Below are 25,963 nucleotides of genomic sequence, written 5' to 3'. Positions count from 1 at the left end.
CTTTGGAATCCACCCCCGTTGAGGGCGATTCCGACGGCACATCCGTGTGCCGCGGGGAGACGCCGACCCATCGGCATCTCTCCGGCACCCCACAAGCCGGGATGGCGGAACTGGTAGACGCGCCGGACTCAAAATCCGGTTCTGGCAACAGAGTGCGAGTTCGATTCTCGCTCCCGGCACCATCATTTTCTCGGGCCCTCCGCCAGGGCCCGCCCGGGGCGCACGACTCCCCGACATCAGGCCGGTGTAGCTCAGTTGGTAGAGCATCTGATTTGTAATCAGAGGGTCGCAGGTTCGACTCCTGTCGCCGGCTCCATTTTTCGGGCTCCCACAGCCAGTGGTGTTCTCTCCTGACGCACATCCCTACCTTGACGATCGCCCCGCGGGGTGTAATCTCGGAGATACGAGGTTGTCCAGAGGCGCCCCACAGGGAAGCCGAGTCAGCAGGCCCGGCTTTCCCCCGGGCTACGCCCCGCAGACAACCCCCTCGGGCTCTGCCCCAAGGAGGCGTCATCATGTCCACAGACCGCTTTTTCATGTTGTTCGCAGGGATCGTCGTGCTGGTCAGTGCCCTGCTCGCCTGGCTGGTCAGCCCCTGGTGGCTGCTGCTCGCGGCCTTTATCGGCGTCCACCTGATTCAGGCCGCGTTTACCGGCTTCTGCCCCCTGATCATGATCATGAAGTCGATGGGGCTGAAGCCTGGCGAGATCTTCCGCTGAGTCCCTACAGGCCACTTTGGGCTCAACGTTCCCCGTAGGGTGCGACCGCCCCGCACCCCTTGTAATCACGGGCGACAGACTACATATTAGCGATTACTAATACGAAACCCGGAGGCATCATCCATGAGCATTGACCGCATCGTCCTCGCCTTTGCCGGCACCGTCGTGATCATCAGCGCCATCCTCGCCTGGCTCTTCACCCCGATGTGGCTGATCCTGACCCTGTTCGTTGGCTTCAACCTGCTGCAGTCCGCCTTCACCGGCTTCTGCCCGCTGGCGATGATCCTGAAGGCCATGGGCGTGAAGCCCGGGGAAGCCTTCAACTAAGCCCCTCGACCAGACCATCTCCTCGCGAGGCTCGGGCGCCATTGGCCCCGGGCCTTTTCTTTTGGCGTTCCCCGGTGCGCGATACGGTGGCCTACACTCACGGGAATAACCCCCTGCGCGAGGTGCCCGCATGCGCTTCCGAGACCGCAATGAAGCCGGTGAGCGGCTCGCCCGCGCCCTGGACCGTTATCGAGGTCAGCCCGGGGTCGTCTATGCGTTGCCACGAGGCGGGGTGCCGCTGGGCGCTGTGGTCGCCCGGCACCTGGGCATGCCGCTGGACCTTTTGATCCCGCGCAAGATCGGTCACCCGTTCCACCCCGAGTACGCCATCTGTGCCGTACCGGAACACGGCGAACGGGTCTGCAATCCGCGCGAGGCGGAGCGCGTGGATCCCGACTGGCTGGAGCAGGCCGAGGCGCGCGAGCGCTCGGAGGCCCGGCGCCGGCGCGAGTTGTACTGCACCGCACCCGTGCCGGAGGTGACCGGCAAACTGGCCATCATCGTCGATGACGGGATCGCGACTGGCCTGACCATGCGGGCCGCGATCCGCGACGCCCGCCAGCGCCGGCCCCGCCACCTCGTCGTGGCCATCCCCGTCGCGCCGGCGGAGACCGCCGCGATGCTGGAAACCGAGGCAGACGAACTGGTCACCCTGGATATCCCGGAATATTTTCGCGGGTCCGTTGGGGCTTATTACGAAGATTTCGAGCAGACCTCGGATGACGAAGTCATCGCCTTGCTCGCCTCGGTCCACCAGTCGCAACGACCCGATGTCTCCCGCTGAGGACCGTAACGTAAGCCTCGTCTTGGATGGCGATCCCCACCAGGGAATCCTCGACCTGCCCGGGTCGCCCATCGGGCTGGTCATTTTCGCGCATGGCAGCGGCAGCAGCCGCCTGAGCCCCCGCAATCACCAGGTCGCCGGCACCCTGCAGGACAGCGGCCTGGCCACCCTGATGTTCGACCTCCTGACCGAGGAGGAGGAGCGGACCTACGCCAACCGCTTCGACATCGAGCTGCTCGGCCGGCGGCTGGTGCAGGCCTGCCAATGGGCGACGGCACAGCCCACCCTGGCGGCCCTGCCGCTGGGACTGTTCGGCGCGAGCACCGGCGCGGCCGCTGCCTTGCGGGCCGCCGCGGCCGCGCCACAAGCGATCCGGGCGGTCGTCTCGCGCGGCGGCCGTCCGGACCTGGCGGGTAACGCCCTGCAACGGGTGGAAAGCCCCACGCTGCTGATCGTGGGCGGCCTCGACACCACCGTCATCCAGCTCAATCGCCAGGCGCAGGCGCTGATGCACGCCCGTTGCGATCTGGAGATCATCCCCGGTGCCACCCATCTGTTCGAGGAACCCGGCACGCTGGAGCAGGCGGCGGACCTCGCGGCGGCCTGGTTCCGTCAGTGGCTCCCTACGGCGTGATCGCCACTTTCAGCACGCCGTCGCGCTGATGCGAAAACAGGTCGTAGGCGGCCTCGATATCGGCCAGCTTGTAGCGGTGCGTCACCATCGGCGTCAGGTCCACGCGCCCCGAAGCGACCACCTCCATCAGCCGCCGCATGCGCTCCTTCCCGCCGGGGCACAGCGTCGTCACGATGGTGTGGTCCCCCAGTCCGGCCGCGATTGCATCCAGCGGCATCGAGAGCTTGCCCGAGTAAACCCCGAGACTGGATAGCGTCCCGCCCGGTTTCAGGATGCGCAGGCTGGCCTCGAAGGTTTCCTGCTGCCCCAGGGCCTCGATGGATACATCCACCCCGCGGCCCCCGGTCAGGTCCATAATCGCTTCGACCGGGTCCTGTTCGTGGAAGTTGATCGCCACATCCGCGCCCAGCTTGCGGGCGGTCTCCAGGCGTTCCGGCACGCCATCGACCACGATGATCCGGGTCGCGCCCATCAGCTTGGCGCCCGCCGTGGCACACAGGCCGATCGGGCCCTGCGCGAACACCGCCACCGTGTCGCCGATATGGATGTGCCCGCTCTCCGCACCGCCGAAACCCGTGCTCATGATGTCGGGGCACATCAGGACCTGCTCGTCACTGAGCCCGTCCGGCACCGGGGTCAGGTTGGCCTGGGCGTTGGGAATACGCACGTACTCCGCCTGGCAGCCATCGATCGTGTTCCCAAGCTGCCAGCCCCCCATGGCCTTGCCACCGCACTGACTGGAGATGCCTTCCTGACAGGAATGGCACTGCCCGCAGGGCGTAATGGCCCCCGCGATCACACGCTGGCCCACCTCGTAGCCGGTCACCGCGCTGCCCAGCTGTTCGATCACCCCGACGGGTTCGTGCCCGACGATGCGCCCGGCCTCCACGGGATACTCGCCCTTGAGGATATGGATATCGGTCCCGCAGATCGTGGTGGTCGTCACCCGCAGCAGGGCGTCGGTCGGCCCGATCTCCGGGATGGGCCGGTCCTGAATCTCGATCCGACCCGGCTCGACGAAAACCGCCGCCTTCATCGTACTCATGCTGGCCTCCTGGGGTTTGGCCGGTTGTTGCGTTTGGCATCCACGTGGACCCTGTGTCTCGAACATAGCAGGCGGTTCGCCCGGTCACTTGAACCGAGCCTTGCGATCGCGACCCGACGATCGCCTGCCGTACAATAAGGCTACATCCGCCGTTCAGGATCGCATGTGATCTCGCTCATCCCCCGCCTGTTTCAACGCGCGCCGGCCCTCGACCCGGAAAGCCGTGCCTGGATCCACGCGATCTTCGACTGGGCCGAGAACGAACCCCACCTGGGCCCGCTTCTGCGCAAAGCACACCTGGTATTGCCCACGGCCGAGCACTTCCCCGGCCAGGCGGACAACCGGCAGGCGATGGCACAGCTGGTATTTGATCGCGTCCTGGAGCATGCCGGGCTCGCCGACGGCCCGTTTCGGCTCTCGCATCCCGGCAACCTGATGGACGCCCCGGTCCCGTGGGACGCCATGGGCACAGCCCGCGCCGCCCCGAACGGAACGACAGCCCAGAGTGCGGGAGTGGGTATCCCCTACGATCCGGAACTGGTCCCCCATTCCCAGGCCCTGATCGCCCACTTCGCACGCGAGATCGCCCTGCGTCTGCTCGCCACGGCGCGCCAGACCCCACCGGCCCTGGAAGGCAACGAGGCGCACATCGCGGAGCTTCTGGCCACCCGCATGGGCTTCGGCGTAATGCTGGCCAATACCGCCTTTCAGGTCCGCGTGAATCAGTGCGGTGCCTGCAAGGGCCCGTCTGCCGAACGTGAAGCGGCGCTGTCCCGCGATGATCTTGCCTATGCCCTGGGTCTGTTCTGCCGCGATCAGGGGATACCGCCGGGACGCGCCCGCGCCCATCTGAATACCCCGCTTCGACCCGCCCTGCGCCATGCCCTGCGCGACCTCGCCCGCCGTGATCGCGAAGTCGCCAGCGGCGCGGCCTGAGCCCGCTCGACGACCACTCGCGCCAGCGTTATTTGATGCGTTTTATAAAGAAAACACAGTAACTTACCGACGAATCGGATCGTTTCCTCAAGCAGGCTGAGCAGCCGGTCCGCGCGCATCGTGGACCGCTTGAAGGGCACGACCGGGCGATCTAGTGATCAGGGTGCGAAACCCCGGCTCCCTGGAGGCCCGTAATGAAGACTCTGCGCTACGCTCTTGCCGCCCCCATCGCCCTCGTACTGGCTGCCGCGCCACTGCATGCCAGCGAGGGGACGTTCGATACCCCCACCCTGATCCCCGAACTCGCGGTCAAGGCCGCCGAGGCGGCGGTACAGGCCTGCCGCGATCGCGACACCCAGGTGACCGCGGCGGTGGTCGACCGCCACGGGACGCCCCAGGCGCTCAAGCGTGATCGCTTCGCCGGGCCTCATACCGTGGACACCGCTATCAGCAAGGCCTGGACCGCCGTCAGCTTCCGCACCGACACCCTGGAACTGCGCGAAATGACCGATCCCGGCGCGGCCGGTTACGGGATCCAGCATCTGCCCCGGGTCAGCATCCTGGGCGGGGGCAAACAGATCATGGCCGGGGGCCGGATTATCGGCGGCATCGGCATCTCCGGCGCGCCCAGCGGTCAGATCGACGATGAATGCGCGGCCGCCGGCATGGACGCGATCGCCGACGACCTGCTCTGATCTACGCGACGCGGGGGCCTTGCCGCCACGGGCGACAGGCCCCCGCTCGGGATCCCCTCGGTCCCTTCATGCCCCTAGCAAACCGCTGCGCTGCAGCCCGTCAAAGATGAACTGCATGGCCAGCGCGCTCAGCAGGACCCCCAGGATGCGCGTCAGCACATGCGCCCCGGTCACGCCCAGCCAGTGCTGCAGCCGCGAGGCCACCAGAAGGCACACCAACGCGAGGACCATCACGGCGACCAGCGCGCCCAGCACCACCGCCTGAGCGGCGGGATCGCCCTCGGCCCGGCTCATCATCAGGATGGCGGCCCCCATGGCGCCGGGGCCGGCCAGCAACGGCGTCGCCAGCGGGAAGATCGACAGGTCCTTGCGCGTCCGCGCCTCCTGCGTCTCCGCCGCCGTCGCCGATACGCCGCCGGAACTGCGGGCGAACACCATATCGATCCCGATCAGCAGCAGCAGGATACCGCCTGCGGTATACAGCGCCGCCAGCGAAATGCCCAGAATCGAAAGCAGCGCCTCTCCGACCAGCGCGAACAGCAGGAGAATACCGCCGGCCACCAGCGCCCCGCGGATCGCCATAGCTCGCCGCTGGGCCGGGCTCATGCCCTGACTGAGCACCGCGAACACCACCGCCACATCCACCGGCCCGATGGTCACGAAGAACGTGGTCAGTGCGACGATTCCCAGCTCCAGCATGGCGGATCCCTCCTCTCGCGGCCCCTTCCGGGGGGCATGGCACAAACCTGAATGAGCCCGACACTTCGAGGTGTAAGTTGCCCTTCGTGTTTCACGAACCTACTTTAGCGCGCTCTGAAATACCGATTGGGGAGCCATCCAGCCATGAAACGTCGTGTTGTCGGTCAGCTGACGCTGGCCAGTCTGCTTGCGTCACCCGCCCTTGCCCACGCCCAGGACGCCGCGCACACTCTGGGCACCGTGTCGGTCACGGCGACGGGCTACGAGACGCTGATCGACGAGACCCCCGCCTCGGTCACCGTGATCGAGTCCAGCGAGATCCGCAACCGCGAGGCGCGCACCCTGGGCGATCTGCTGCGGGGCCAGCCGGGCATCGCCACCGCGGTGGACGGATCGGTGGGCTCCGATCCGATCATCCGCGGCCTCAAGCGCGACCAGGTCCTGGTGCTGGTGGACGGCGTACGCATCAACGCCATGCAGCCGCCGGCGCGTGGCTCACTGGCGTCCTACGTGAACGTGGACCTGATCGAACGCATCGAGATCGTGCGCGGTCCGGGCTCCGTACTCTATGGCGCCGGCGCCATGGGCGGCGTGATCAACATCATCACCCGCGGCGGCGACTTCACCGAGGAGCCCGAGACCCGTGGTTTCTCGCGCCTCGGTGTCACCTCGGTGGATGACGGCATCCGCGGCGCGGTCGGCGTAACCGTCTCCAACGACCGCAACGTGCTGGACCTGTCCACCGCGTATCTGAACACCGACGACTACAAGAACGGCAACGGCGACCGCCTGCGCGACTCCGGGACCGAACAAAACGCCTACCACCTGCGCTATCGCGGCAAGCTGGCGCCCGGCCACGAGGTCCAGTTCCGCGCCCAGCGCGACGAACGCAAGGACGTCTGGTATCTCGCCTCGCGCACCTTTACGCCGAACGACGGGCAGCGCCCGGCAGGTGTGAATACGCACTACACACCGCGCCAGACACGTGATCTCGTCGAGTTGAGCTATGAAGGCGAGTTGAACGGGGCCTGGGCGCCACGGGTGGAGGCCTCCATCTATCGACAGGACCTCTCTCGCGGGAATTACGACTGGAGCGACCGCCTGCAAAAGGACTACCGGACCTCCGACACCGACTTCACCACCGACGGGCTCCGCGTGCAGACCGAGCTGGTCCCCACCGATGACCAGATCCTGCTGCTCGGGGCCGAGGCCTGGCGGCTGCGCGCCAGCCCGGTGTCCTTTATCGGGCTGGAGAGCACTTCTTACGAACCGGTGATTCGCATGCCGCTCGTAGAGAACGGGAAGATCGAGTCTGCCGGCGTGTTCGTTCAGCACGAGACCTACCTCGACTGGGCCACCGTCAATATAGGGGCCCGCTATGACGAGGTACGCGGGAGTGCTGACGCCGCCATGGGCGTTACCGGGCCGCTGGACAACACTGATCGTAACCTCAGCTGGTCGGCCGGGCTCACCTGGCACCTGCACGAGGCCTTCAACCCCTACTTCAGCCTGTCCGAGGGCTACCGCTCCGCCAGCCTGCTGGAACGCTACCTGACCTATCCCTACAGCGATGGGTACACATGGAACAGCGACCCGCAACTGGATCCGGAACGGAACCGCACGTTCGAAGTGGGTGCCCGCGGCCAAATCGGCGCGACCTCCTACACCGTATCCGCCTATGAAAGCCGCATCCGCAATTACATCGGTGGCGTAACGATTAGCAGCGACGAGAAGGACACCATCAATCTGGACGAGGCCCGCATCCACGGCATCGAGGCCCTGGTGGAGCACGCCTTCACCGACGCGATCACCGGCTATGCGAGTGGCACGTGGATCCGCGGCGAGAACCGCGACCGCCGCTTTGACGAGCCGCTGACCCAGATGCCCCCGCCGGAGGCCACGATTGGCCTGACCCAGTCGACTGCAAAAGGCTGGCAGTGGGATGCCCGCATCCGGGCAGTCGCCAGTCAGAGCCGCACCGCGGACCGGTTCACCGCCAATGAGGATTTCCCGGACGGTACCGAGCGCAACACCTCCGGTTTCGCCACCGCCGACCTCGCTGTCGGCTACCGCTTCGGGCCCAGCGCCGGCTTTCGTTCCAACGAGATCACCTTTAGCGTGACCAACATCGCGAACAAGACCTACCGCGAGCACGTCAACGAGATGACGGAGGCACGTCTGGACCCGGCCAATGGCGTACAGGACATCTGGGCCCCCGGTCGCAGCTTCGGGCTCACCTGGAACGCCGAGTTCTAGACCGGCCGCGGACATCGCCCCCAAGACAAGACAAGGACAACACCATGCGTTTACGCGTAATCGATTTCGGCCAGCAGCCGGCCGTGCGGTCCCAGGCGGTCTACCACGGCATCGCCGAGGCCATGGGCAAGGACGACGATCCTGTGCTCACCCTGGTCAACCCCGACGACCCCTATGTCTGCGTCGGGTTGCATCAGGAGATTGCCCTGGAGGCCGACGAAGACTTCTGCAAGGAACAGAACCTGCCGATCATCCGCCGCCACGTCGGCGGCGGTGCGGTATATCTGGATCACAACCAGATGTTCTTCCACTTCATCTACCCGTCGTCGAAGGCGCCGCGGATCGTCTCCGACATCTACAAGAAGTTCATCGACCCGGTGATCAACACCTATCAGGACCTGGGCGTGAACGCGACCTTCCGCCCGGTGAACGACATCCACGTGGACGGACGCAAGATCGGTGGCACGGGTGCCGCCAGTATTGGCAACGCCACCGTGATGGTCGGCAGCTTCATGTTCGACTTCGACACCGCGACCATGGCGCGTTGCCTCAAGGTCCCTTCGGAGAAGTTCCGCGACAAGCTGCGCGCCGGCATGGAGGACTACATCACCACGCTGTCCCGCGAACTCGGGGAGATGCCGGAACGCGAGACTGTGCGCGACGCCTTCCTGAAACGGGTGGCCAGCGATCTCGACGTCGAGGTCGAGCTGAGCGAGCCCACCGCCGAGGAAACCGCCGCCATCGAGGAACAGATGGCCGACCTCACGGACCCTGAATGGACCTACCGCAAGGGCCGCAAATTCGTGGAGATGGGCGTCAAGATCGCCGCGGGCACCCACCTGACCGAGGGGGCCCACAAGGCCGCCGGCGGCCTGATCCGGGCCCAGCTCATGGAGAAGGACGATCACATCGCGGATCTCCTGCTGTCCGGCGATTTCACGGTCTTCCCGGAAGACGGCATGGACCGCATCGCCGACGCCCTGCACGGCCAGCCGCTGGACCAGGAGGCCCTGCAAACCGCCGCGACCGCCTGCATGCAGGAGATCGGCCTGGATGCCCCGGGTATCGAACCCGGCGACATCGCCACCGCGATCCTGGCCTGCGTCCACCGCGAACCGCACTGATCACCTCCGCTCCACCGGAGGTGCAAACGAAAACGCCGGCGTCCTGCAAGGGGCGCCGGCCGTTTTGTCATGCCGCGTATCCCGGTGGTGCGCTGATCAAGCCGAGTCGAGGAACTCGGCACGGCTGGGCGCGGTAGCCAGCCGCGCCCGGTCCCCCGCATAGGGCTCCGCTCCCGCCGCCGCGCGTTCGGCAGCCTGCAGGGTCGCGCCCGCCCACTCCGGCAAATCGGACGCAATCCGGTAATAGATCCAGTTGCTCTCCCGCCGCGTCCGCACCACCTTGTGCTGACGCAAGGCCGCCAGGTGACGCGACACCTTCGGCTGGGACATCTCCAGAGAATGCGTCAGCTCGCACACACAAAGCTCCCCTTCCGCCTGCATCAGCAACAGCGAACGCAGCCGTGTCTCGTCCGCCAGCAGGTTGAACAAATCCGTTGGTTTAAGCGACATATCGAATCCAGCTAAATTCCTTTTGCGAACCGTATACCGGGCCCGCGATCGCGACAAGAAGCCCTCGTTTCCAGCAACTCAAAGACGCAGGCTAGGGGCAACGCCACGCGGGCGGGGGTTCAGAGCAGACGTCCCTTCGCTTGGCATCATTCCCGCACGGAACGAAAGCCCTGCCGCATTCAATGATGGTGATGGCCATGCCCCCCAGCGCCTCGGCTCTCGGCCGGCGTGTCCTTCTCCCCCTCGACCGAGGCCCCCGCCTCGACCAGAATCCCGAGCACGCGCCCATGGGAAGACACCGCCTCGGCGCGGCTCCGGTGATGATCATGGGGACCCTCATGCGGCGGATCATGGCGGACCTCATGCGTCCCGCGCCCATGATGGGCGTGGGCACCGCCTGGAGACGCATCCTCCCCCTCTTCTCCGGGCATGGCCTCGGCCAGCGCGTACATGTGCCGCGCAATCCCTTTCGGCGTAGTGCCATCGGCGCGCACGACATCCACATCCGCCCCTTGCTCCACCAGTGCCGCCACCATGTCCGCATATCCATACAGGACGGCGTAAGTCAGCGCGGTATTACCCCTCGGGCCCCTTGCATCCACGTCCAGAGCCGGCTCCTTCAGGAGCCGCCGGACCACGGCTGCATCACCGCCGTGCACGGCCTTCATCAGGACTGTTACCCCCTCGCGCTCGCGCGCGTTCACGTCCGCCCCCGCACGGATCAGCAGGTCCGTCAGCTCCGCATCGAGGCCGACCGCCACGAGCAATGGGGTCAGTTCCCAGGGCCGCTGGGCGCGATTCACATCGGCGCCGCCGTCAATCAGATCACGCACCCGTTCCGTGTCACCGCTGGCCACCGCCTGGTACAGGGCTTCCGCTCGCTTGTCGCTGTCATCGGCAAGGCCGGGGCCCGCCATACCCGAAAGGCAGACCGCCATGACCAGGCATTTGTAAAACTGTCGCATGGCTTCTCCAGAAAATGCCCCGGCGATCCCTCGATCGCCGGGGGCGGTATTACCAACCCGAGGCCCACGTTTCGTGGGCCCCTCCATCAGGAAATATTGAACCGCGTGCGGATCGACCCGATCGGCTTCAGCATGCCGTTCGCGGCCCGATAGTCGAAGAAATCGATATCGACCGGGAACGAGCCCGCCTGTTGCGGCTCGAAGATCAGGTCGTAACGTTCCGCGGAGGTCATGAGGATCTCCCCGCCCGCCGGGATGGTCTCGATCTGCGGCAGCGGCCGGCCATCCTCCGCGACCACCTGGATCGGGCCCAGTTCGGCCGGAAAACGCACTCGCTGCGGGACATAGCCCGCCATGATGTAGCGCAGCAGGACCCGGTCCACGCGACTTGCGTTGACCACCACAGAGGGATCGGTCTCGCTGAGATCCGCACCAATCCCGTTGATGCAGAAGATCTCCGGGTTGAAGTCATTCAACCCCGCGTCGCCCCCGCAGAGAGCGGAATCCCAGGGCAGGCAGTGCCAGTTCATGTCGATGTCGTCCACGGCCCAGATCGCCTCCACCGTGTAGCTTGGTCCACCCTCGTACACGGTGCCGGGACCGCTCGGGGGGTCGATGATCAGGGCACCGTACATCCCCATCTCGGCATGCAGAACGGTGTTGGTATGACAGTGGTAGAAGTAGGTACCCGCCTGCGACGCCCGCCACTGGTAGGTGTACTCTCCGAGTACATCGAACGAGTAGTGACCGACCCCGTCGTTGAAGGTATCGGGCTCGATGCCATGGTGGTGGACCGTGTGCGGCGCCATCATCGCCATCGCATTGAGGTGGGTGTGCACGATCTGCCCCTGGCGCACGCGCATCGGCGGGGACGGCATGGCACCGCCCATGCCGCCACCACCAACGCCCATGCCGCCACCACCCATACCACCATCCATGTTGAAGCCCCAGATAGGGACCTCGACACCATTGATGATCTGGCTGCCCTGCATGAAGGTGTTCAGGAAGAATTCCACATCGGGCGTGACGCGGTTCGGGGTATTCGGGGCGTCGATATGCAGGCCGCAATTGCCGGTGATACCGGCATCGCAGCCACCGCCCATACCGCCGCCACCCATGCCACCGCCGTCTCGATTTCTGCTCATGATCTTGTGCTCCGTTTCAATCCGTTGGTTGCGCCGAACTTGTATCAGGACAGGTCATCCACTTTCTGGGTCAGATCCGATTCCATCGACGGCGCCGCCCCCATCACGATCGGCGCATGTGCGCCGTGGGGATAAGAGCCCCCGCCCGCGGTCTGCGACATCTCGGAATGGCAGTGCATCGGGAAGTGCTGGATCTGATTGGCGGAGACCGGCGGATAGGCATCCGGCGGAGCCTTGAACGGATAGATCACGTCGCGCACGTCCAGCGGGAACATGGAAACAGCATCCTTGTTCTTGAACGGGGCACTGAAGCGCTCGTAGTTGATCGTCACCATTTCCACGTGGTTCCCGTGGAAGTGCGGGGCATGGACGATCCCGCCAGCGTTCAGCATTCGCACATAGGCCGCCTCGTCGTAGTGGCCCATCAACTCGGTGTTGTACTCGTGCGTGTTCTCGTACGCATGCCCGTTGATCGTGAAATAGCGCGGATCGAAGCTGTCCGGGTCGATGGAGCTGACCTGGTAATCCCCCAGGTTGCGGACCTGTTCGCCCCACGCCGGATCCACATTGCTGAACAGCCACTTGTACTGGCGCACGAACTGCGGTCCGCCAATGAACGGCCGATCCTTGATCCCCGCGGGCATCACCACCAGTGCCCCGTGCAGGCCCATGATCCGGTTGACGCCATTGTTCTGGTCGTCGTAGTACAGGTACGTACCCGCCGGCGGCGCCGAGAACGAGAACGAGATGTTGTTCTGCGCACTGGCCTGATAACGAATATTGGTGGCCCCGACATGGAACACCACCGGCGTATGCAGCGTGTTCTGCAGATTGACCGTGATGGTGTCGCCCTCCTGGCACACCAGGGTCGGACCCGGCCAGGACATCGCCCCCGTGGCAGAAAAGCCGAAAATCCGCGCCGACGTACCATCGATCATGGTCACGTCGCCTCGCCGTGCCGTCAGATCAATGCTGAGCTCCTCGGCGTGCGCCCGGGGCGCCCAGGCCAGCAGGCCCATCGTGCCCGGAATCGCGAACCCGGCGGACAGCGCCATCCCGCCCTTCAAGAAATTTCTTCGATGCATGCGCGTGCTACCTCCGTGTTGAACAAGGGAGTGCGCAGAAGTCTTCCGTGATCGCGTTCCCGTGACGTCGCGACTCCCGCCGATCACGAAAGGCAGTCACCGGGCCGCATGTACCAACCTCGGTGTGGCGGCTACCGAACCGACATGGCACGGGAACCTCCCCGCCCCCTTCTGCGTCTACGTCTGGCGTTCCTGTATTTGTTCAGGAACTATTGGCCAAACAGCGGGCGAAGATAGAGAAAAACTCCGGTTTTACAACAAGGTTATTACCGAATATTTATATTGAATGCCTCTAATTCTTCGCTGGTCTGGCACAAAAAACCCCGAAGTTTTCGCTTGTTAGGGCTCCGATTCGTGTATGATGCCGGGTTGGCAGTTGCCATCCGATTTTCGCCGGGCCTTTGTTTCCGGCCTGTGTGAGTACCCCCAATGTCCGATTCCCCCTCCTTCTCCCAGCTCGGGCTTTCCGAGTCGCTGGTTCGTGCCCTGTCGAATATGGGCTTCACCACCCCGACCCCGGTTCAGGCCGCCTGTATCCCTGCATTGCTGGAAGGCCGCGACGTCCTGGGCGAAGCCCAGACCGGCACCGGCAAGACCGGCGCCTTCGGCCTGCCGCTGATCGACCTGATCGATGCCGGCGAGCGCGTGCCCCAGGCACTGGTGCTGGCCCCGACCCGCGAACTGGCCAATCAGGTCGCGGGCGCACTGACCGAATTCGCCGCCGGGTTCGATGGCATCGACGTGCTGCCCGTCTACGGCGGTCAGCCGATGGGCGAGCAGCTGCGCGCCCTGCGCAAGGGCCCGCAGATCGTGGTCGGCACCCCTGGCCGCGTGGTGGACCACATCAAGCGGGGCACGCTGAGCCTGGAGGCCCTGCGGGTCGTGGTACTGGACGAGGCCGACGAAATGCTGCGCATGGGCTTTGTCGAAGAGATCGAGTGGATCCTGGAGCAGACCCCGGAAGCGCGTCAGACGACCCTGTTCTCGGCCACCATGCCGGGCCCGATTCGTCGTATCGCACATCGCCATATGCGCGAGCCGGAAGAGATCAAGATTGGTGCCGGCAACGAGGCCGGCACCGACATCGACCAGAGCTACTGCCTGGTCGACGCCCGCCACAAGCTGGAGGCCCTGACTCGGTTGATGGAAACCGAGGACGACCTCGACGGCGCCGTGGTATTCGCCCGCACCAAGGCCTCCACGGTGGAGATCGCCGACGCCCTCGGCCTCGCCGGCATCAAGGCCTCGGCCCTGAACGGCGACATGGAACAGGGCGAACGGGAGCGCGTCGTCAGCGACCTGCGCGACGGCCGCCTGGACGTGATCGTTGCGACCGATGTCGCCGCCCGCGGCATCGATGTGCCGCGCATCAGCCACGTCTTCAACTTCGATGCCCCCGGCGATGCCGAGGTCTATGTGCACCGCATTGGCCGTACCGGCCGTGCCGGGCGCAAGGGCCGCGCGATCCTGTTCCTGGAGCCGCGCAAGCGCCGCATGCTCAAGGACATCGAGCGCCTGACCGGCAAGCCGGTCCGCGAGCAGCCGCTTCCCGATCGCCAGGCCGTCCAGGCCCGTCGCGAGGCGCGTTTCGCGGAACAAGTCCAGGCCCTGCTGGGCAGTGAACAGGCCAGCGCGCACGACGCCCTGGTCGAGCGCCTGCTGGCCGACGGCACGGTATCCGAACGCGACCTGGCCCTGGCCCTGGTCGCCCTCGCCACCGCCGACAGCCCGCTGGATGCCAACGCCCGTCAGGGTACCGACCCGCTGCTGGCCGCCGCCCGCGCGCCCCATACCGACCGCGGCAACAGTCGTCGCGACGCGAAGCCCCGGGGCGAGCGCCCCTCACGCGGCAAGGATCGCGAGCCGGAAGCGGATATGGTGCGCTACTACATGCCCGTGGGCCGCAACAACGGTGTGGCACCGGGCGCCATCGTCGGCGCACTCGCCAATGAGGGCGGGCTGAACGGCCGCGACATCGGCCGCATCGGGCTGCGCGACGACCACAGCCATGTCGATCTGCCGGCCTCGCTGGACGAGGCTGCCATTCGCCGCCTGGGCAACATCCACGTCGCGAATCGCAAGCTGGAGCTGACCCGCCAGGCGCCCCGCCCCGGCCAGTCGGCCCACCAGGACGACGCACGGCCCGCCCCCGCGCGCAAGCCCGGCAAATCCCGCGATGAGCGGTCCGAGCCGGCGGCCCGGAAGTCGCGGCCCATGGGCAAGCCGGCACCCGCCAAGCGCGGCCCGGCCCCGGCCAACCGCAAGCGCCCGGCCTATGCGGCGCCGGGCAAACGCCCCGCCGGCAAGGGCACGGGGTCCCCGAAGGCCTCCGGTCCGCGCGCGGACGGCACGCTGATGATCAAGCGCAAGGTCGCGAACGGCTAACCCGCCCCAACCCGCGAAGACGCCCGCTGGATCAAGCCAGAAGCCCGCGACACCTCTGGGTGTCGCGGGCTTTTTCGTTTACAGCGTCAGAAATCGCCGGTACGGCCCGCCTCGACGATGCTGTAGATCGTGTCGCGGACCTCGCGCGCGGTCGCCTCGAGGTCCTCGGGCAAGTCCGTCGCGTGCAGCATCATGTCCATGTTGGTGGTCACGATCCAGCCCTGCCCCTCGTCGTCCTCCACCACCGCGATGCGGCAAGGCAGAAAGCTGGCGAAGATGATGTCGTGCTGCACCATCTGGTTGGCAATCAGCGCATCACAGAAGGCCAGGATGCGCATGTAGTTGCCCTCGCCCCCCATTGCCCGCACCTGCTCGGACAGCGGCAGATCCGCGACCTCCTGGAAATTGCGCAGGTTGGCGCGCAGTTTCATCGACTCGATAGCCTCATCAATGCTTACGCCATCCTCGATGCGCACCAGCTCCACGCTGTGTCGAACCATCTGCTGCAGGGTCTCGCGATCCAGCTCCTCCACATCGGTGGAATCCGACGCAGCCAGAGGCAACGGCAGCAGCATCAACAGCAACACCAGCATCCAGACTTTCATCGCGCTCTCCTGATTCGGGTGGACGGAAGGGTTCGCCGGCCGGGGCGGCATGTGAATCCTTCCTTACCGAAATCTAGATCATGCTGGCGCGCTTCACCCGCTCTCCCGCACTGGACGACGGGAGATACCCCGCGATCAAAGCAATCTGCCCCGCCTGCACTAACGCCGGATCAGGCGGTGCAGAAGCTCGTACTTGCCGTTGGTGTGATCGGTGCGACCCGCCTCGTCACGCCAGTCCCAGCGATCCGCCGGAAACAGTTCCCGCATGGCCGGCAGCGCGCAATGGAAGGGCGGCCCACCCTCCCGGCCGGTCTGCATGAAACACGCAAACAGCTCACCGCCCGGGCGCAACCAGGCGTGCAGCTGGCGTTCATAGGCCGGCCACTGAGCGGGCGGCAGGGCACACAGGGAGGTTTGCTCGTACACCCCGTCTACCGGTGTCTCCGGCCGCCAGGACAGCATATCGGCCTGAACCACATCGGCTTCCAGGCCGGCATGGTCCAGATCGCTCCGCAGCTGTTCGACGGGCGTTGGCGCCACGTCCAGTCCAATCACGCGAAAGCCCCGTGCCGCCAGGGTCGGGACTTCGTGGCCAAACCCGCACCCGGGCACCACGACACGGTCCCCTGGCTTCAGGGCGGTGCGTTGCAACCATTGCTCCAGCGAGGGGCTGGGCCCACCGCGATCCCAGCGGGTCGAGCCCGCCTGATAGCGGGCCTCCCAGTCCGCCTCCGCATCGACGGAAGCGGAATCGGCAGGGGAACTTTCGGAATTTGGCATCGGACTCCTTCTCGGCACAGGATAGGAACCCGATAGACCATACCAAAGCGCCAACGACTCACGGAGAGCCCGATGGACCGGAACCAACTGCCCTACCGCATCCACCGCCAGGAACTCGGCCCCATGGAGAACTTCGTCTACCTGATCGAGGATCGCGCCAGTCACCGCAGCGCCGTGGTCGACCCCGCCTGGGAGCCCGAGGCGATCATCCGTCAGGCACGGGAGAACGACGTCGAGATCTCCGACATCCTGCTGACTCACAGCCATCACGATCACATCAACGGCGTCGAGGCCATCCTGGAGCAATACCCGAATGCCCGGCTGCACCTGCTCAAGCCGGAGGCCGAATTCTGGGGCAAGCAACTGGAACGCCCGGAGCTGCACCACGGCGGCGATGCGATGCGCCTGGGCGATACCGAGATCCGCTTCCTGCATACGCCCGGCCACACGCCCGGCTCTGCCTGCTTTCACATGCCCGCGGGCGACGACCTCATCACCGGGGACACCCTGTTCGTCTTCGGCTGCGGTCGCTGCGACCTGGCCGGCGGCGACCCGGAACAGATGTTCCATACCCTGAACGGGCTGCGTGAAGGCCTGCCGGCGCATACCTGCATCCACCCGGGCCACAACTACGCCGACAAAGCCGAATCCACACTGGAAGAACAGGACGCCGGCAACCCCTTCCTGCACTTCCACGACAAGGACGACTTCGTCCACTACCGCATGGTCGAGCACGACCGCGTACGCAGCACGCCCTACCACCCCATCCCCCGGAGCTGAGACGGGCCGAAAAACAAAGAATCCGTCCCGATGGCTTGCATCCCCCGGGACCAATCGCGATAATGCGCGCCTTCAGACGATGCGCCCGTAGCTCAGCTGGATAGAGTACCTGGCTACGAACCAGGTGGTCGGAGGTTCGAATCCTTCCGGGCGCGCCATATTCCAGAGAGAGGGCACCCACATTCGGGTGCCCTTTTTCGTTTCCAGTCCCCCAAAGGATTCGAACCTCCGTAGACAATCCGGTTCGATCCCGAGCGTAGCGAGGAACGTGTCGGCCCACGGCCGACACCCTGAAGGGCCTGGCGCGCAGCGCCGCCGCTATCCTTCCGGGCGCGCCATATTTCAGGCACTTAGGCGACACGTTCGCCGGGTGCTGTCCCAAAGGTGGGCGGCTGTCCCATTCAGACGGGGCAACCATACTCGCAAGCGCCCTCGGTCCTGACGGATCGGGGGCGTTTTCGTTACTGGGTAATCTCCCGGATCTCGCGCATGCGATCCGAGCATTCGTCCAGGGCATCCCCGCGCAGCCACTCCCCTCGCCACGCCAATCACACGCAGTGTCCTCTGTTACGAAACTGACCCCGCGGATTCGCTATCCCACCAGGCTCTCCCTAACGCTTGGTTTCCCTCCCGAAAAAGCCGTGAGAAGGCAGCGCAAACGACCGTTCGCGGTCAACGCGTCACTTGATCGAGCTCCAAACGGTCGTGTCGGGAAAAGGACAAAAGCAATTGAATTTTCTGAAAACTCTGTCGACCGCTAACCCTCGTGTCAGGACTATAGGTCATCGATTTCGCAGGGGTTCCACGCAGTTCGCAGGGCTAAGAGTCCCTCCGCACCGAATACCTTATTGAAATACTCAGGAATTCGATTAGTTTAATCCGGGACAGGTGGCCGCGACGCGGGCCGAGGCATGTAGCACGAAGCCTCCTCGGATCCAAGGATCGTGTACTGGCGAAACACCGGCGTGGGCAGGATCTGCTCGCGTATAGATCTACCGCGAGAGCGGAACCTTGATGCCGGGAATCCACCCGGGGTGGCCACTGGACCATGGAGTTCCACAAACACGCTGAACGGAGTGGAAGCATGTCGACACAGCCGAAAGATATCGAGCAACTCGTCAAGCGCGACTACAAGTGGGGGTTTTCCACCGACATCGATCAGGACATCCTTCCACCCGGCCTCGACGAGGATGTCATCCGCGCGATCTCGCGCAAGAAACGCGAGCCGGAGTTCATGCTGGACTGGCGCCTTGCCGCCTACCGCGACTGGCTCGAGATGCGCGAGCCCAACTGGGCACACGTCCATTACCCAAAGATCGATTTTCAGGCCATCTCCTACTTCGCGGCCCCGAAGTCGAAAGACGATGCCCCGCAAAGCCTGGACGAGGTCGACCCCAAGCTGCTCGAGACCTACGAAAAGCTCGGGATTCCGCTGCACGAGAGGGCGCGTCTGGCAGGTGTCGCCGTGGATGCCGTGTTCGACAGCGTATCGGTCACAACCACCTTCAAGGAGAAGCTTGCCGAGGCGGGCGTGATCTTCTGCTCGTTCTCCGAGGCATTGCAGAACCATCCCGAACTCATCGAGAAGTATCTCGGGACCGTCGTGCCGCGCAACGACAATTACTTCGCCGCGCTGAACTCCGCGGTGTTCTCTGACGGTTCGTTTGTGTACATCCCCAAGGGCGTGCGTTGCCCGATGGAGCTGTCGACCTACTTTCGGATCAATGCCATGGACACCGGTCAGTTCGAACGGACCCTGATCATTGCCGAAGAAGGCTCCCACGTGAGTTACCTGGAGGGCTGCACCGCGCCCCAGCGAGACGAGAACCAGCTGCATGCCGCCGTCGTCGAGCTGATCGCCGAAAAAGATGCCGAGATCAAGTACTCGACCGTCCAGAACTGGTATCCAGGCGACGAGGAAGGCAAAGGCGGCATCTACAACTTCGTCACCAAGCGCGGCGAATGCCGCGGCGATAACAGCAAGATTGCCTGGACGCAGGTTGAAGCGGGCTCGGCAATTACCTGGAAGTACCCAAGTTGCGTGCTTACCGGCCACAACTCGGTGGGCGAATTCTATTCCGTCGCTGTCGGCAATAACTTCCAGCAGATCGACAGTGGGACCAAGATGATCCACATCGGCCGCAACACCCGCAGTACGATCATTTCCAAGGGCATCTCGGCCGGTCGCGCCAACAATGCCTATCGCGGTCTCGTGCGGATGACGCCCGGAGCTGAAAACGCTCGGAACTACACCCAGTGCGACTCTCTGCTGCTCGGATCTACCTGCGGTGCCCACACCTACCCCTATATCGAGGCCAAGAACCCGAGCGCTCAAATCGAGCACGAGGCCACCACCTCGACCGTTAGCGATGATCAGATCTTCTACCTGAAGCAGCGCGGCCTGTCGGAGGAAGACGCCGTCAACATGATCGTCAACGGCTTCTGCAAGGAGGTCTTCGGCGAACTTCCCATGGAGTTCGCAACCGAGGCCGAAGCATTGCTGGCCGTGTCGCTGGAAGGCGCAGTGGGCTAAGGCCTCGACCCGACCAGAGCCGCACAGCGCGCCATGCACGAATCGCGAGGACCAAACGACATGAACGAGCAGGAACTGATGACCGCCTTCGAGATGCTTCCGGACTGGGATGACCGGTTCAAGATGATCGAGGACCTCGGCAGCAAGATGCCCGCCTTGCCGGACGACGCGCGAACCGAGACCCATCGCATAAAAGACTGCAACACCAAGGCGTGGCTGACCGCTCACCTGGACGATCAAGACCCACCCCGGCTGGTATTCCACGCGGATGCCGAAACCTCGATGGTACGCGGCTTGATGGCTTTGATGCTGCTGCCGTTTCGCGACAAGACGCCGGAGGGCGTCCTCCAGACCGACCCTTATGAAATGTTCGGTCAGATCGGTATCGACGAGGCGCTCAGCCCCACCCGCCGAGCCGGCATGGAGGCCCTGATGTTCCGCATCCGGGAGCTTGCTCTGGAACACATGCCCGCTCGGGCCTGACGGCCCCGCCTATTCAACAATCGGATTCCTGGGAGAACACCACATGCTGAAGATCGAGAACCTCAAGGCAGACATCGACGGTAAAGAGATCCTCAAAGGCATCAATCTCGAGGTTAAACCGGGCGAGGTGCACGCGATCATGGGCCCGAACGGCTCTGGCAAGAGCACCCTTTGCCAAGTGCTCGGGGGGCGTGATGGCTACGACATCACCGCGGGTTCCGCAGCCTATCAAGGGGAAAACCTGCTGGAAATGGAGCCCGAAGTCCGGGCGCGCGAGGGGCTGCTGCTGGGCTTTCAGTACCCGGTAGAGATCCCCGGCGTGAAGAATATCTACCTGCTCAAGGAGGCCTACAACGCCCGGCGCAAACACCGAGGCGAGCCAGAGGCGGACACCTTCCAGTTTCTGAGCATGGTGCGCGAGAAGATGAAAATGATGCAGATGGATGAGAGTTTTCTGCATCGAGCGGTCAACTCGGGGTTCTCCGGCGGCGAAAAAAAGCGCAACGAGATCCTGCAGATGCTGGTACTCGAACCCCAACTGGCCCTTCTCGACGAGACCGATTCGGGCCTCGACATTGATGCGCTCAAGATCGTCTCCGAAGGGGTGAACCATCTGCGCTCCACGGAACGCGCGATCGTCCTGGTCACGCATTACCAGCGACTGCTCAGCCACATCGAACCCGACTATGTGCACGTGCTCTCCGGCGGTCGGATTATCAAGTCCGGTGACAAGACCCTGGCTGAAGAGCTTGAACGCGATGGATATCAGGGGATCATCGAGGAGGCCGCATGAGCGCGATCAGCCAGGAAGACCACTACACCCTGCAGGCGGAGCAACTCGACGATGCGCTCCCGCCCCACCTGCCCCAATGGCTTCTGGAAAGGCGGCGCGTGGCGGCCCGTCGATTCATCGAAACGGGCTTCCCCGACCCTCGTGACGAAGAATGGAAGTACACCAATGTACGCCCGCTTACCAACAAGGCGTTCGCCGCAGCTGAACGGCGCGACAGCCTCGATGCCGCGACCGTCGCCGGGCACACCCACCAGGGTCTGGAACCGATCCAGCTGGTATTCGAAGACGGGCACCTGCGGCCGGACCTGTCGGAACTGGGTCCCCTGCCAGCGGGAGTACAGATCCGTGGACTCAACAGCGCGATCCATGAAAATCCGGATGAACTGGAACCGCACCTGGATGCCGTTGCACACGACTGGTTCTCGCCATTCCCAACGCTGAACACCGCCTTCCTGACCGATGGCGTCCTGATCCATCTGGCCCGGGGCGTAACGCTCGAGCGCCCCCTTCAGATTTTGCTGTACGGCAATGCGGAAAGCGAGGCGCTCTGGTGCCATCCGCGTATTCTGATCATCGCCGAGGAGCAGGCCGCTGCCACGGTGATCGAGCATTACGTGGACGCCGAGGGTGCGCGCGGTTTCACCAACGTGGTCACCGAGATCGTGGCGCACGCCGGGGCGCAGATACAGCATTACCTGCTACAAGATCATAGCGACACGGCCTACCACGTCGGGAACGTGTTCGTGCGCCAACACCGCGACAGCGTCGTCACCTCGCACAACGTGAATATGGGCGGCCGGCTGGTTCGTCATGACCTGAACATCGACCTGATCGAACCCGGGTCCGAGATCCACCTCAATGGACTCTTCCTGGTCAGCGGGCGACAGCATGCCGATACGCACACCCGCGTGCATCACTCGGTACCGCATACCCGGAGCCGGGAAGAATACCGTGGTATCGCCCAGGGCCATGGCAGGGGTGTTTTCAAGGGCCGGGTGCTGATCCAGGAAGGCGCACAGAAGACCGAGGCCGAGCAGCACAGTGCCAACCTGCTGTTGTCGGACAAAGCCGAGATCGACACCAAGCCGGAACTCGAAATCTACGCCGATGACGTCAAGGCCGCTCATGGCGCGACCGTCGGCCAGCTGGACGCGGAGGCCCTGTACTACCTGGCCAGTCGCGGCATCCCCCGCGAGACCGCGCGCGCCATGCTGGTTCATGCCTTCGCCGAGCAGGTCCTCGATCGGATCGCGCTCGAGCCCGTACGCGAGGCCATGCGCGACCGCCTGTCCCAACGACTTCCGGGGACGATCGAAGACTCGATCGGCCAGTGAGTTCCCTTCGGGAGGATTCTTTCATGCAGACACAGGAAATCATCACTCTGGAACGCGACACGCTGGCGGTCGCCGTGCCGGCCGGCCACCAGGTCATGATCGGCGAAGGCAGCAAGCTGGCACTGGTGCAGGCCCTGGGCGGATCCTTCACCGTCACCGCCCAGGGCCGCATGTTCCGCATCAGCGGCCAGGATGCCGACGCACTGGGCAAGACACCCCTGCCGCCGCCGCAGCTGCCCGAGAACGCCACCGACGCCGATGTTGAACATCTCGTCTGGGAGCAGATACGCAGCTGTTATGACCCCGAGATCCCGATCAACATCGTTGAACTCGGACTAATCTATCGCTGCGAGGTCGAGAACCTGAGCGACGGCATGCGCCGAGTATGGATCGAGATGACCCTGACCGCGCCGGGCTGCGGCATGGGCGACACGCTCGCCAATGATGTCCGGAAACGGGTGATGGAGGTCCCGACCGTGACCCAGGCCTCAGTCGAGATGGTCTTCGACCCGCCATGGGACGCCTCGCGCATGAGCGAGGCCGCACGCCTCGAGACCGGGATGTTCTGATGAGTGACTGGGTGGATGTCGCCCCGGCCACAACCATCGAGCCGGGCCAGTACCGTATCGTGGACGTCGACGACGTGCCCATCGCGGTGTTCAACGTGGAGGGGGCTTTTTACGCGATCGAGGATCTGTGCTCCCACGAGGAATATCCGATCGCCGATGGCAAGATCGAAGGTGACCGGCTGACCTGCCCGCATCATGGTGCGGAGTTCTGTCTGCGTGATGGCCGGGCCCTGAGCGCACCCGCCGTGGAGCCCCTCACCTGTTTTCCCGTACGCGTCCACGACGGAACAGTCCAGGTCCGCGATGACCGCTGGGATTGAACCGGAACCTGACGCCCCCTGCTATCCAAAGCGCCGATCAGACGTTGGCGCAAATCATTAAACAAGGAGCGATCGCCATGTCATCAGCTCTCGACCAAACACCCAACACACCCGTCGACGTAGCCCCCGGCGACCATCTGCGAGCCACCGAGCGCGCAGTGGAACACATTCTCGGCCAGATGCAGACCGACCCGAAGGCCCGCGGATTCCGCATCGAGATCAAACGGACCGGCTGCTCGGGCTGGATGTATGTCGTGGACCTGGTTTACGAGGCCCGCCCCGACGACCTGGTCTTTCAAATTGATGACCGACTCGCGATTCATGTTGACCCGAAAAGCTTCGAGTTCGTGCGCGGCATGGAGATCGATTTCAAGGCCGAGGGTCTGACCCGGCAAATCGTATTCAACAATCCGAACGTCACCGCCGCCTGCGGCTGCGGGGAAAGCTTCTCCGTGGACTGACGGCAACCCGCCGGAGCCGATCGTCCGCGCGCGCCGGAGACACCCCGCGTATGCGCATCGAACGAATCTTGCGGAGTCGCCCCGTGAATGACCTATTGAGAGATCACAATTAGGCAAACAGGTCCACCAGGGAACCCGGTTGGTAGCCGTCGACGGGTTGTTCGAACTGTTCCACGGGGCGTTTTACGTGAGTGCCCTGAATTTGCACTTCCAGTATCAAAGAGGTCACAGGCTGTCGGCGAATCTGTGGACGGGCGGTCGGGTCATCGCCGTAGTCAATCAACGCGCCCTCGGCACGATGCTTTTCGCGCACCAGAATGGTCGAGGCCTGAGCATCATGGAACCGCATAGCCTCGAGTATTTGCTACGACGAGTCGGTCCGCCGGCCAATTGATCTCGAAGCGGAAGGACTTACGTCACGCCGTGCCCAGCGGGCCCTTCGATGGCCCTCCCAAATCAGTAAAACGCTGGCTCCGGGCGACAAAATGCCGTTCCGACTTGAAAGCTTCTTCGCCGCGGGCCCCGCCGAACCCGGCCGCCACGATGCCGTGTTCGCCCCGTTTGCACACCCCAACCGCGCAACCATCGCCCGGTACGAGGCTCGCGGCGCACGAAATCCCGCAGCCCGCAGCGGACGTTCGTTGAATCAGCGCATCCCTGGGCGCATAGAAAGCATTCGCGGCCAGCGCGTCTCACGGGGGAATCGGGCGTAAAGCCCAGAAACAAGAAAGCCCTCGCGAACGATCACATGACCACGACTACAGGGGGAGCGAGCCGCAGCCTTGCTTTCACGGGAACTTGGAGGATCCGGACGGAGGCTGGCAGCCACGTCCACGCCAGAGCAGGGTTCCCATTCGCGAGGGCTAAGCAGAATGCTAGGTGCCACAGCTCAGCGGGACAACAAGAATCCCTTCCACGATCGTTCCACACTGCAACAACCATCTTGCATGGATCGTTAGCGAAGCACGGTGCCGTGTTTACTTCGCGTGCCGATCTACGGTCGCTCATCGGGTTGGACCCGGCGGGTGCGGCAAGTCGCATACATGCAATATTCGGTACCCGTCCCTCAGACGAGTCCATCAAGGTACTCATGCATGCGATTCCAGCCCGAGTCCGTCAGATTCACCCGGACCCGGCGCTTGTCCATAGGATCCTGAAACCGCTCCACTAGCTCCTCCTTTTCGAGCATGTCCAGATACCGCGACGTGGTCGACAGGGGGACCCGCGCGCCGACTGCCAGGCTGGATACGTAGGTCAGGTGTCCCGATAACTGGTTCTGCGCAAGGTCCAGCAGCATATCCCATGCGGGATCCGACAAAAGACTGCCAGGGAAGTACTCCCGCCTCCGCTCGCGCTCGGCGATCAACCGGCGAACCTGATCCAGGAGTGAGGATGCCTCGACCGGATCGCCCGGGGGGCTCTGGCCCAGGGCGGGATCCTCGTGCGAATGAGGTCCGAGGTTACCGCGGGTCACCCCGACCCGCATGGCGACCTGTGACACCTTCGACTGCAGGTCGCTCAGAAGCGACCGCATCACATCATGCTCTCCCTCCCGCTGCCGGGCTTGGCGAGCACTCTCCATCGCCGCATGCACGCCATTCAACAGGTCAGTCCTCGATACGGGCTTGGTCAAACAATCCCGTGCCCCATGCCGCATGGCCAATACCGTCGCCTCCATATCGAGATGGCCGCTGACGCATACGATCGCCGGCGCGGCGTGTGGCGAAATGGAATCTCGTATCGCGTGCATTAGGGCGAACCCGTCCATTTCCGGCATCCGAAGATCCACAAGCACCGCAAGCAGCGACGGATATCCCCGCAGGAACGAGAGCGCCTGACGACCATTCTCCGCCCCAATACACTCGATCCCGTCGGAACCAAGGGTGGCGAGGATCTCGTCGAGTACCGTCGCATCGTCGTCGACGACCAGGACTTCGGGCTGCCGGGTTGCGGACGAAATGACCTTGCGGAGCGCTTCACCGTCGGGGTTGTCAACGTCCACGTCTATTGCTCCCTTGTGCGTCATCGAGGCTCATAGCTCGAGAAAACCACGCAT

The 25,963-nt window shown here is 64.3% G+C and carries 27 protein-coding genes and 3 tRNA genes; 20 read left to right on the top strand and 10 right to left on the bottom strand.

What is annotated here, in order from left to right:
- Positions 1 to 95: 95 nt before the first annotated feature.
- The 6 genes from H609_RS0104965 (at position 96) to H609_RS0104940 (ending at position 2,464) form a co-directional block, all read left to right on the top strand.
- Positions 96 to 182: transfer RNA gene (locus H609_RS0104965), tRNA-Leu, on the top strand.
- Positions 183 to 240: 58 nt separating this feature from the next.
- Positions 241 to 316 (top strand) — tRNA-Thr (locus tag H609_RS0104960).
- 199 nt (positions 317 to 515) lie between these two features.
- Positions 516 to 719, top strand: coding sequence for a DUF2892 domain-containing protein (locus tag H609_RS0104955; RefSeq protein WP_028484443.1), 204 nt, complete (start codon positions 516 to 518; stop codon positions 717 to 719).
- A gap of 123 nt (positions 720 to 842) precedes the next feature.
- The gene (locus H609_RS0104950) at positions 843 to 1,046 is read left to right on the top strand and encodes a DUF2892 domain-containing protein (RefSeq protein WP_018867381.1); all 204 of its coding nucleotides are present in this window, start codon (positions 843 to 845) and stop codon (positions 1,044 to 1,046) included.
- 130 nt (positions 1,047 to 1,176) lie between these two features.
- Positions 1,177 to 1,830, top strand: a complete 654-nt coding sequence (locus H609_RS0104945) for a phosphoribosyltransferase (RefSeq protein WP_026280426.1) — start codon at positions 1,177 to 1,179, stop codon at positions 1,828 to 1,830.
- A complete protein-coding gene (locus H609_RS0104940) occupies positions 1,817 to 2,464 on the top strand; it encodes a dienelactone hydrolase family protein (RefSeq protein WP_028484442.1) in 648 nt (215 codons plus the stop codon). Before H609_RS0104945 ends, H609_RS0104940 begins: the two co-directional genes overlap by 14 nt.
- Here H609_RS0104940 and H609_RS0104935 read toward each other — a convergent pair.
- A complete protein-coding gene (locus tag H609_RS0104935) occupies positions 2,454 to 3,509 on the bottom strand; it encodes an NAD(P)-dependent alcohol dehydrogenase (RefSeq protein WP_026280537.1) in 1,056 nt (351 codons plus the stop codon). The two genes, H609_RS0104940 and H609_RS0104935, sit on opposite strands and share 11 nt — an antisense overlap.
- A 165-nt stretch (positions 3,510 to 3,674) precedes the next feature.
- Here H609_RS0104935 and H609_RS0104930 point away from each other — a divergent pair, with 165 nt between their 5' ends.
- Entirely contained in the window at positions 3,675 to 4,445 is a 771-nt protein-coding gene (locus H609_RS0104930) for a hypothetical protein (protein WP_028484441.1), read from the top strand.
- Between the two features lie 194 nt (positions 4,446 to 4,639).
- Complete coding sequence (locus tag H609_RS0104925; protein WP_018867376.1) at positions 4,640 to 5,140, top strand: heme-binding protein; 501 nt, start codon at positions 4,640 to 4,642, stop codon at positions 5,138 to 5,140.
- 66 nt (positions 5,141 to 5,206) lie between these two features.
- Here the strand turns inward: H609_RS0104925 and H609_RS0104920 are convergent, their stop codons facing one another.
- Positions 5,207 to 5,839: a MarC family protein gene (locus tag H609_RS0104920; protein WP_018867375.1), complete on the bottom strand. Its 633-nt coding sequence runs from the start codon at positions 5,837 to 5,839 to the stop codon at positions 5,207 to 5,209.
- Between the two features lie 144 nt (positions 5,840 to 5,983).
- Here H609_RS0104920 and H609_RS0104915 point away from each other — a divergent pair, with 144 nt between their 5' ends.
- Together H609_RS0104915 and H609_RS0104910 are read left to right on the top strand one after the other, a co-directional pair.
- Positions 5,984 to 8,095 carry a TonB-dependent siderophore receptor gene (locus H609_RS0104915; protein WP_028484440.1) on the top strand — a complete coding sequence of 704 codons (2,112 nt, stop codon included), beginning with the start codon at positions 5,984 to 5,986 and terminating at the stop codon, positions 8,093 to 8,095.
- Positions 8,096 to 8,139: 44 nt separating this feature from the next.
- Positions 8,140 to 9,219, top strand: a complete 1,080-nt coding sequence (locus H609_RS0104910; protein ID WP_018875354.1) for a lipoate--protein ligase — start codon at positions 8,140 to 8,142, stop codon at positions 9,217 to 9,219.
- Between the two features lie 96 nt (positions 9,220 to 9,315).
- Here the strand turns inward: H609_RS0104910 and H609_RS0104905 are convergent, their stop codons facing one another.
- The 4 genes from H609_RS0104905 to H609_RS0104890 all read right to left on the bottom strand — a co-directional run bounded on the left by H609_RS0104905 (position 9,316) and on the right by H609_RS0104890 (position 12,834).
- Positions 9,316 to 9,669, bottom strand: coding sequence for a metalloregulator ArsR/SmtB family transcription factor (locus H609_RS0104905; RefSeq protein WP_018875353.1), 354 nt, complete (start codon positions 9,667 to 9,669; stop codon positions 9,316 to 9,318).
- A 179-nt stretch (positions 9,670 to 9,848) separates the two neighbouring features.
- Positions 9,849 to 10,634: an ankyrin repeat domain-containing protein gene (locus tag H609_RS0104900; protein ID WP_018875352.1), complete on the bottom strand. Its 786-nt coding sequence runs from the start codon at positions 10,632 to 10,634 to the stop codon at positions 9,849 to 9,851.
- Between the two features lie 86 nt (positions 10,635 to 10,720).
- Positions 10,721 to 11,779 (bottom strand): multicopper oxidase domain-containing protein, encoded by a 1,059-nt coding sequence (locus H609_RS0104895; protein WP_231369966.1) that lies wholly within the window; start codon positions 11,777 to 11,779, stop codon positions 10,721 to 10,723.
- Positions 11,780 to 11,823: 44 nt separating this feature from the next.
- Positions 11,824 to 12,834: a multicopper oxidase domain-containing protein gene (locus tag H609_RS0104890; RefSeq protein ID WP_018875350.1), complete on the bottom strand. Its 1,011-nt coding sequence runs from the start codon at positions 12,832 to 12,834 to the stop codon at positions 11,824 to 11,826.
- 459 nt (positions 12,835 to 13,293) lie between these two features.
- On the opposite strand from H609_RS0104890, the gene H609_RS0104885 reads away from it, so the two are divergent.
- Positions 13,294 to 15,249, top strand: a complete 1,956-nt coding sequence (locus tag H609_RS0104885) for a DEAD/DEAH box helicase (protein ID WP_019583629.1) — start codon at positions 13,294 to 13,296, stop codon at positions 15,247 to 15,249.
- Positions 15,250 to 15,335: 86 nt separating this feature from the next.
- Here the strand turns inward: H609_RS0104885 and H609_RS0104880 are convergent, their stop codons facing one another.
- On the bottom strand, positions 15,336 to 15,854 hold the full coding sequence (locus tag H609_RS0104880; protein ID WP_018867370.1) for a DUF302 domain-containing protein: 519 nt from the start codon (positions 15,852 to 15,854) through the stop codon (positions 15,336 to 15,338).
- 159 nt (positions 15,855 to 16,013) lie between these two features.
- Entirely contained in the window at positions 16,014 to 16,634 is a 621-nt protein-coding gene (locus tag H609_RS0104875; RefSeq protein WP_028484438.1) for a methyltransferase domain-containing protein, read from the bottom strand.
- Between the two features lie 72 nt (positions 16,635 to 16,706).
- Between H609_RS0104875 and H609_RS0104870 the strand changes: the two genes are divergently transcribed.
- From H609_RS0104870 to H609_RS0104830, 9 genes are all read left to right on the top strand, one after another.
- Positions 16,707 to 17,414 carry an MBL fold metallo-hydrolase gene (locus H609_RS0104870; RefSeq protein ID WP_028484437.1) on the top strand — a complete coding sequence of 236 codons (708 nt, stop codon included), beginning with the start codon at positions 16,707 to 16,709 and terminating at the stop codon, positions 17,412 to 17,414.
- Between the two features lie 81 nt (positions 17,415 to 17,495).
- Positions 17,496 to 17,572 (top strand) — tRNA-Arg (locus H609_RS0104865).
- A gap of 926 nt (positions 17,573 to 18,498) precedes the next feature.
- Complete coding sequence (gene sufB, locus H609_RS0104860) at positions 18,499 to 19,947, top strand: Fe-S cluster assembly protein SufB (protein WP_028484436.1); 1,449 nt, start codon at positions 18,499 to 18,501, stop codon at positions 19,945 to 19,947.
- Between the two features lie 60 nt (positions 19,948 to 20,007).
- Positions 20,008 to 20,430 (top strand): SufE family protein, encoded by a 423-nt coding sequence (locus tag H609_RS0104855; protein ID WP_028484435.1) that lies wholly within the window; start codon positions 20,008 to 20,010, stop codon positions 20,428 to 20,430.
- Between the two features lie 43 nt (positions 20,431 to 20,473).
- Entirely contained in the window at positions 20,474 to 21,223 is a 750-nt protein-coding gene (gene sufC / locus H609_RS0104850; protein ID WP_028484434.1) for a Fe-S cluster assembly ATPase SufC, read from the top strand.
- Positions 21,220 to 22,557: a Fe-S cluster assembly protein SufD gene (sufD, locus tag H609_RS0104845; protein ID WP_028484433.1), complete on the top strand. Its 1,338-nt coding sequence runs from the start codon at positions 21,220 to 21,222 to the stop codon at positions 22,555 to 22,557. Before sufC ends, sufD begins: the two co-directional genes overlap by 4 nt.
- 23 nt (positions 22,558 to 22,580) lie before the next feature.
- Positions 22,581 to 23,126 carry a putative Fe-S cluster assembly protein SufT gene (sufT, locus tag H609_RS0104840; RefSeq protein ID WP_028484432.1) on the top strand — a complete coding sequence of 182 codons (546 nt, stop codon included), beginning with the start codon at positions 22,581 to 22,583 and terminating at the stop codon, positions 23,124 to 23,126.
- Positions 23,126 to 23,446: a non-heme iron oxygenase ferredoxin subunit gene (locus H609_RS0104835; protein ID WP_028484431.1), complete on the top strand. Its 321-nt coding sequence runs from the start codon at positions 23,126 to 23,128 to the stop codon at positions 23,444 to 23,446. The genes sufT and H609_RS0104835 overlap by 1 nt, the downstream gene beginning before the upstream one ends.
- Before the next feature lie 77 nt (positions 23,447 to 23,523).
- Positions 23,524 to 23,907: an iron-sulfur cluster assembly accessory protein gene (locus H609_RS0104830; protein ID WP_028484430.1), complete on the top strand. Its 384-nt coding sequence runs from the start codon at positions 23,524 to 23,526 to the stop codon at positions 23,905 to 23,907.
- A 109-nt stretch (positions 23,908 to 24,016) separates the two neighbouring features.
- Here the strand turns inward: H609_RS0104830 and H609_RS0104825 are convergent, their stop codons facing one another.
- Together H609_RS0104825 and H609_RS0104820 are read right to left on the bottom strand one after the other, a co-directional pair.
- Complete coding sequence (locus tag H609_RS0104825; protein ID WP_028484429.1) at positions 24,017 to 24,256, bottom strand: hypothetical protein; 240 nt, start codon at positions 24,254 to 24,256, stop codon at positions 24,017 to 24,019.
- Between the two features lie 717 nt (positions 24,257 to 24,973).
- Positions 24,974 to 25,909 carry a response regulator gene (locus H609_RS0104820; protein WP_231369964.1) on the bottom strand — a complete coding sequence of 312 codons (936 nt, stop codon included), beginning with the start codon at positions 25,907 to 25,909 and terminating at the stop codon, positions 24,974 to 24,976.
- Between the last annotated feature and the right edge of the window lie 54 nt (positions 25,910 to 25,963).

Source organism: Thioalkalivibrio sp. ALE17 (assembly GCF_000425605.1).
GTDB lineage: Bacteria > Pseudomonadota > Gammaproteobacteria > Ectothiorhodospirales > Ectothiorhodospiraceae > Thioalkalivibrio.
This window is presented reverse-complemented; position numbering and strand designations above follow the sequence as displayed.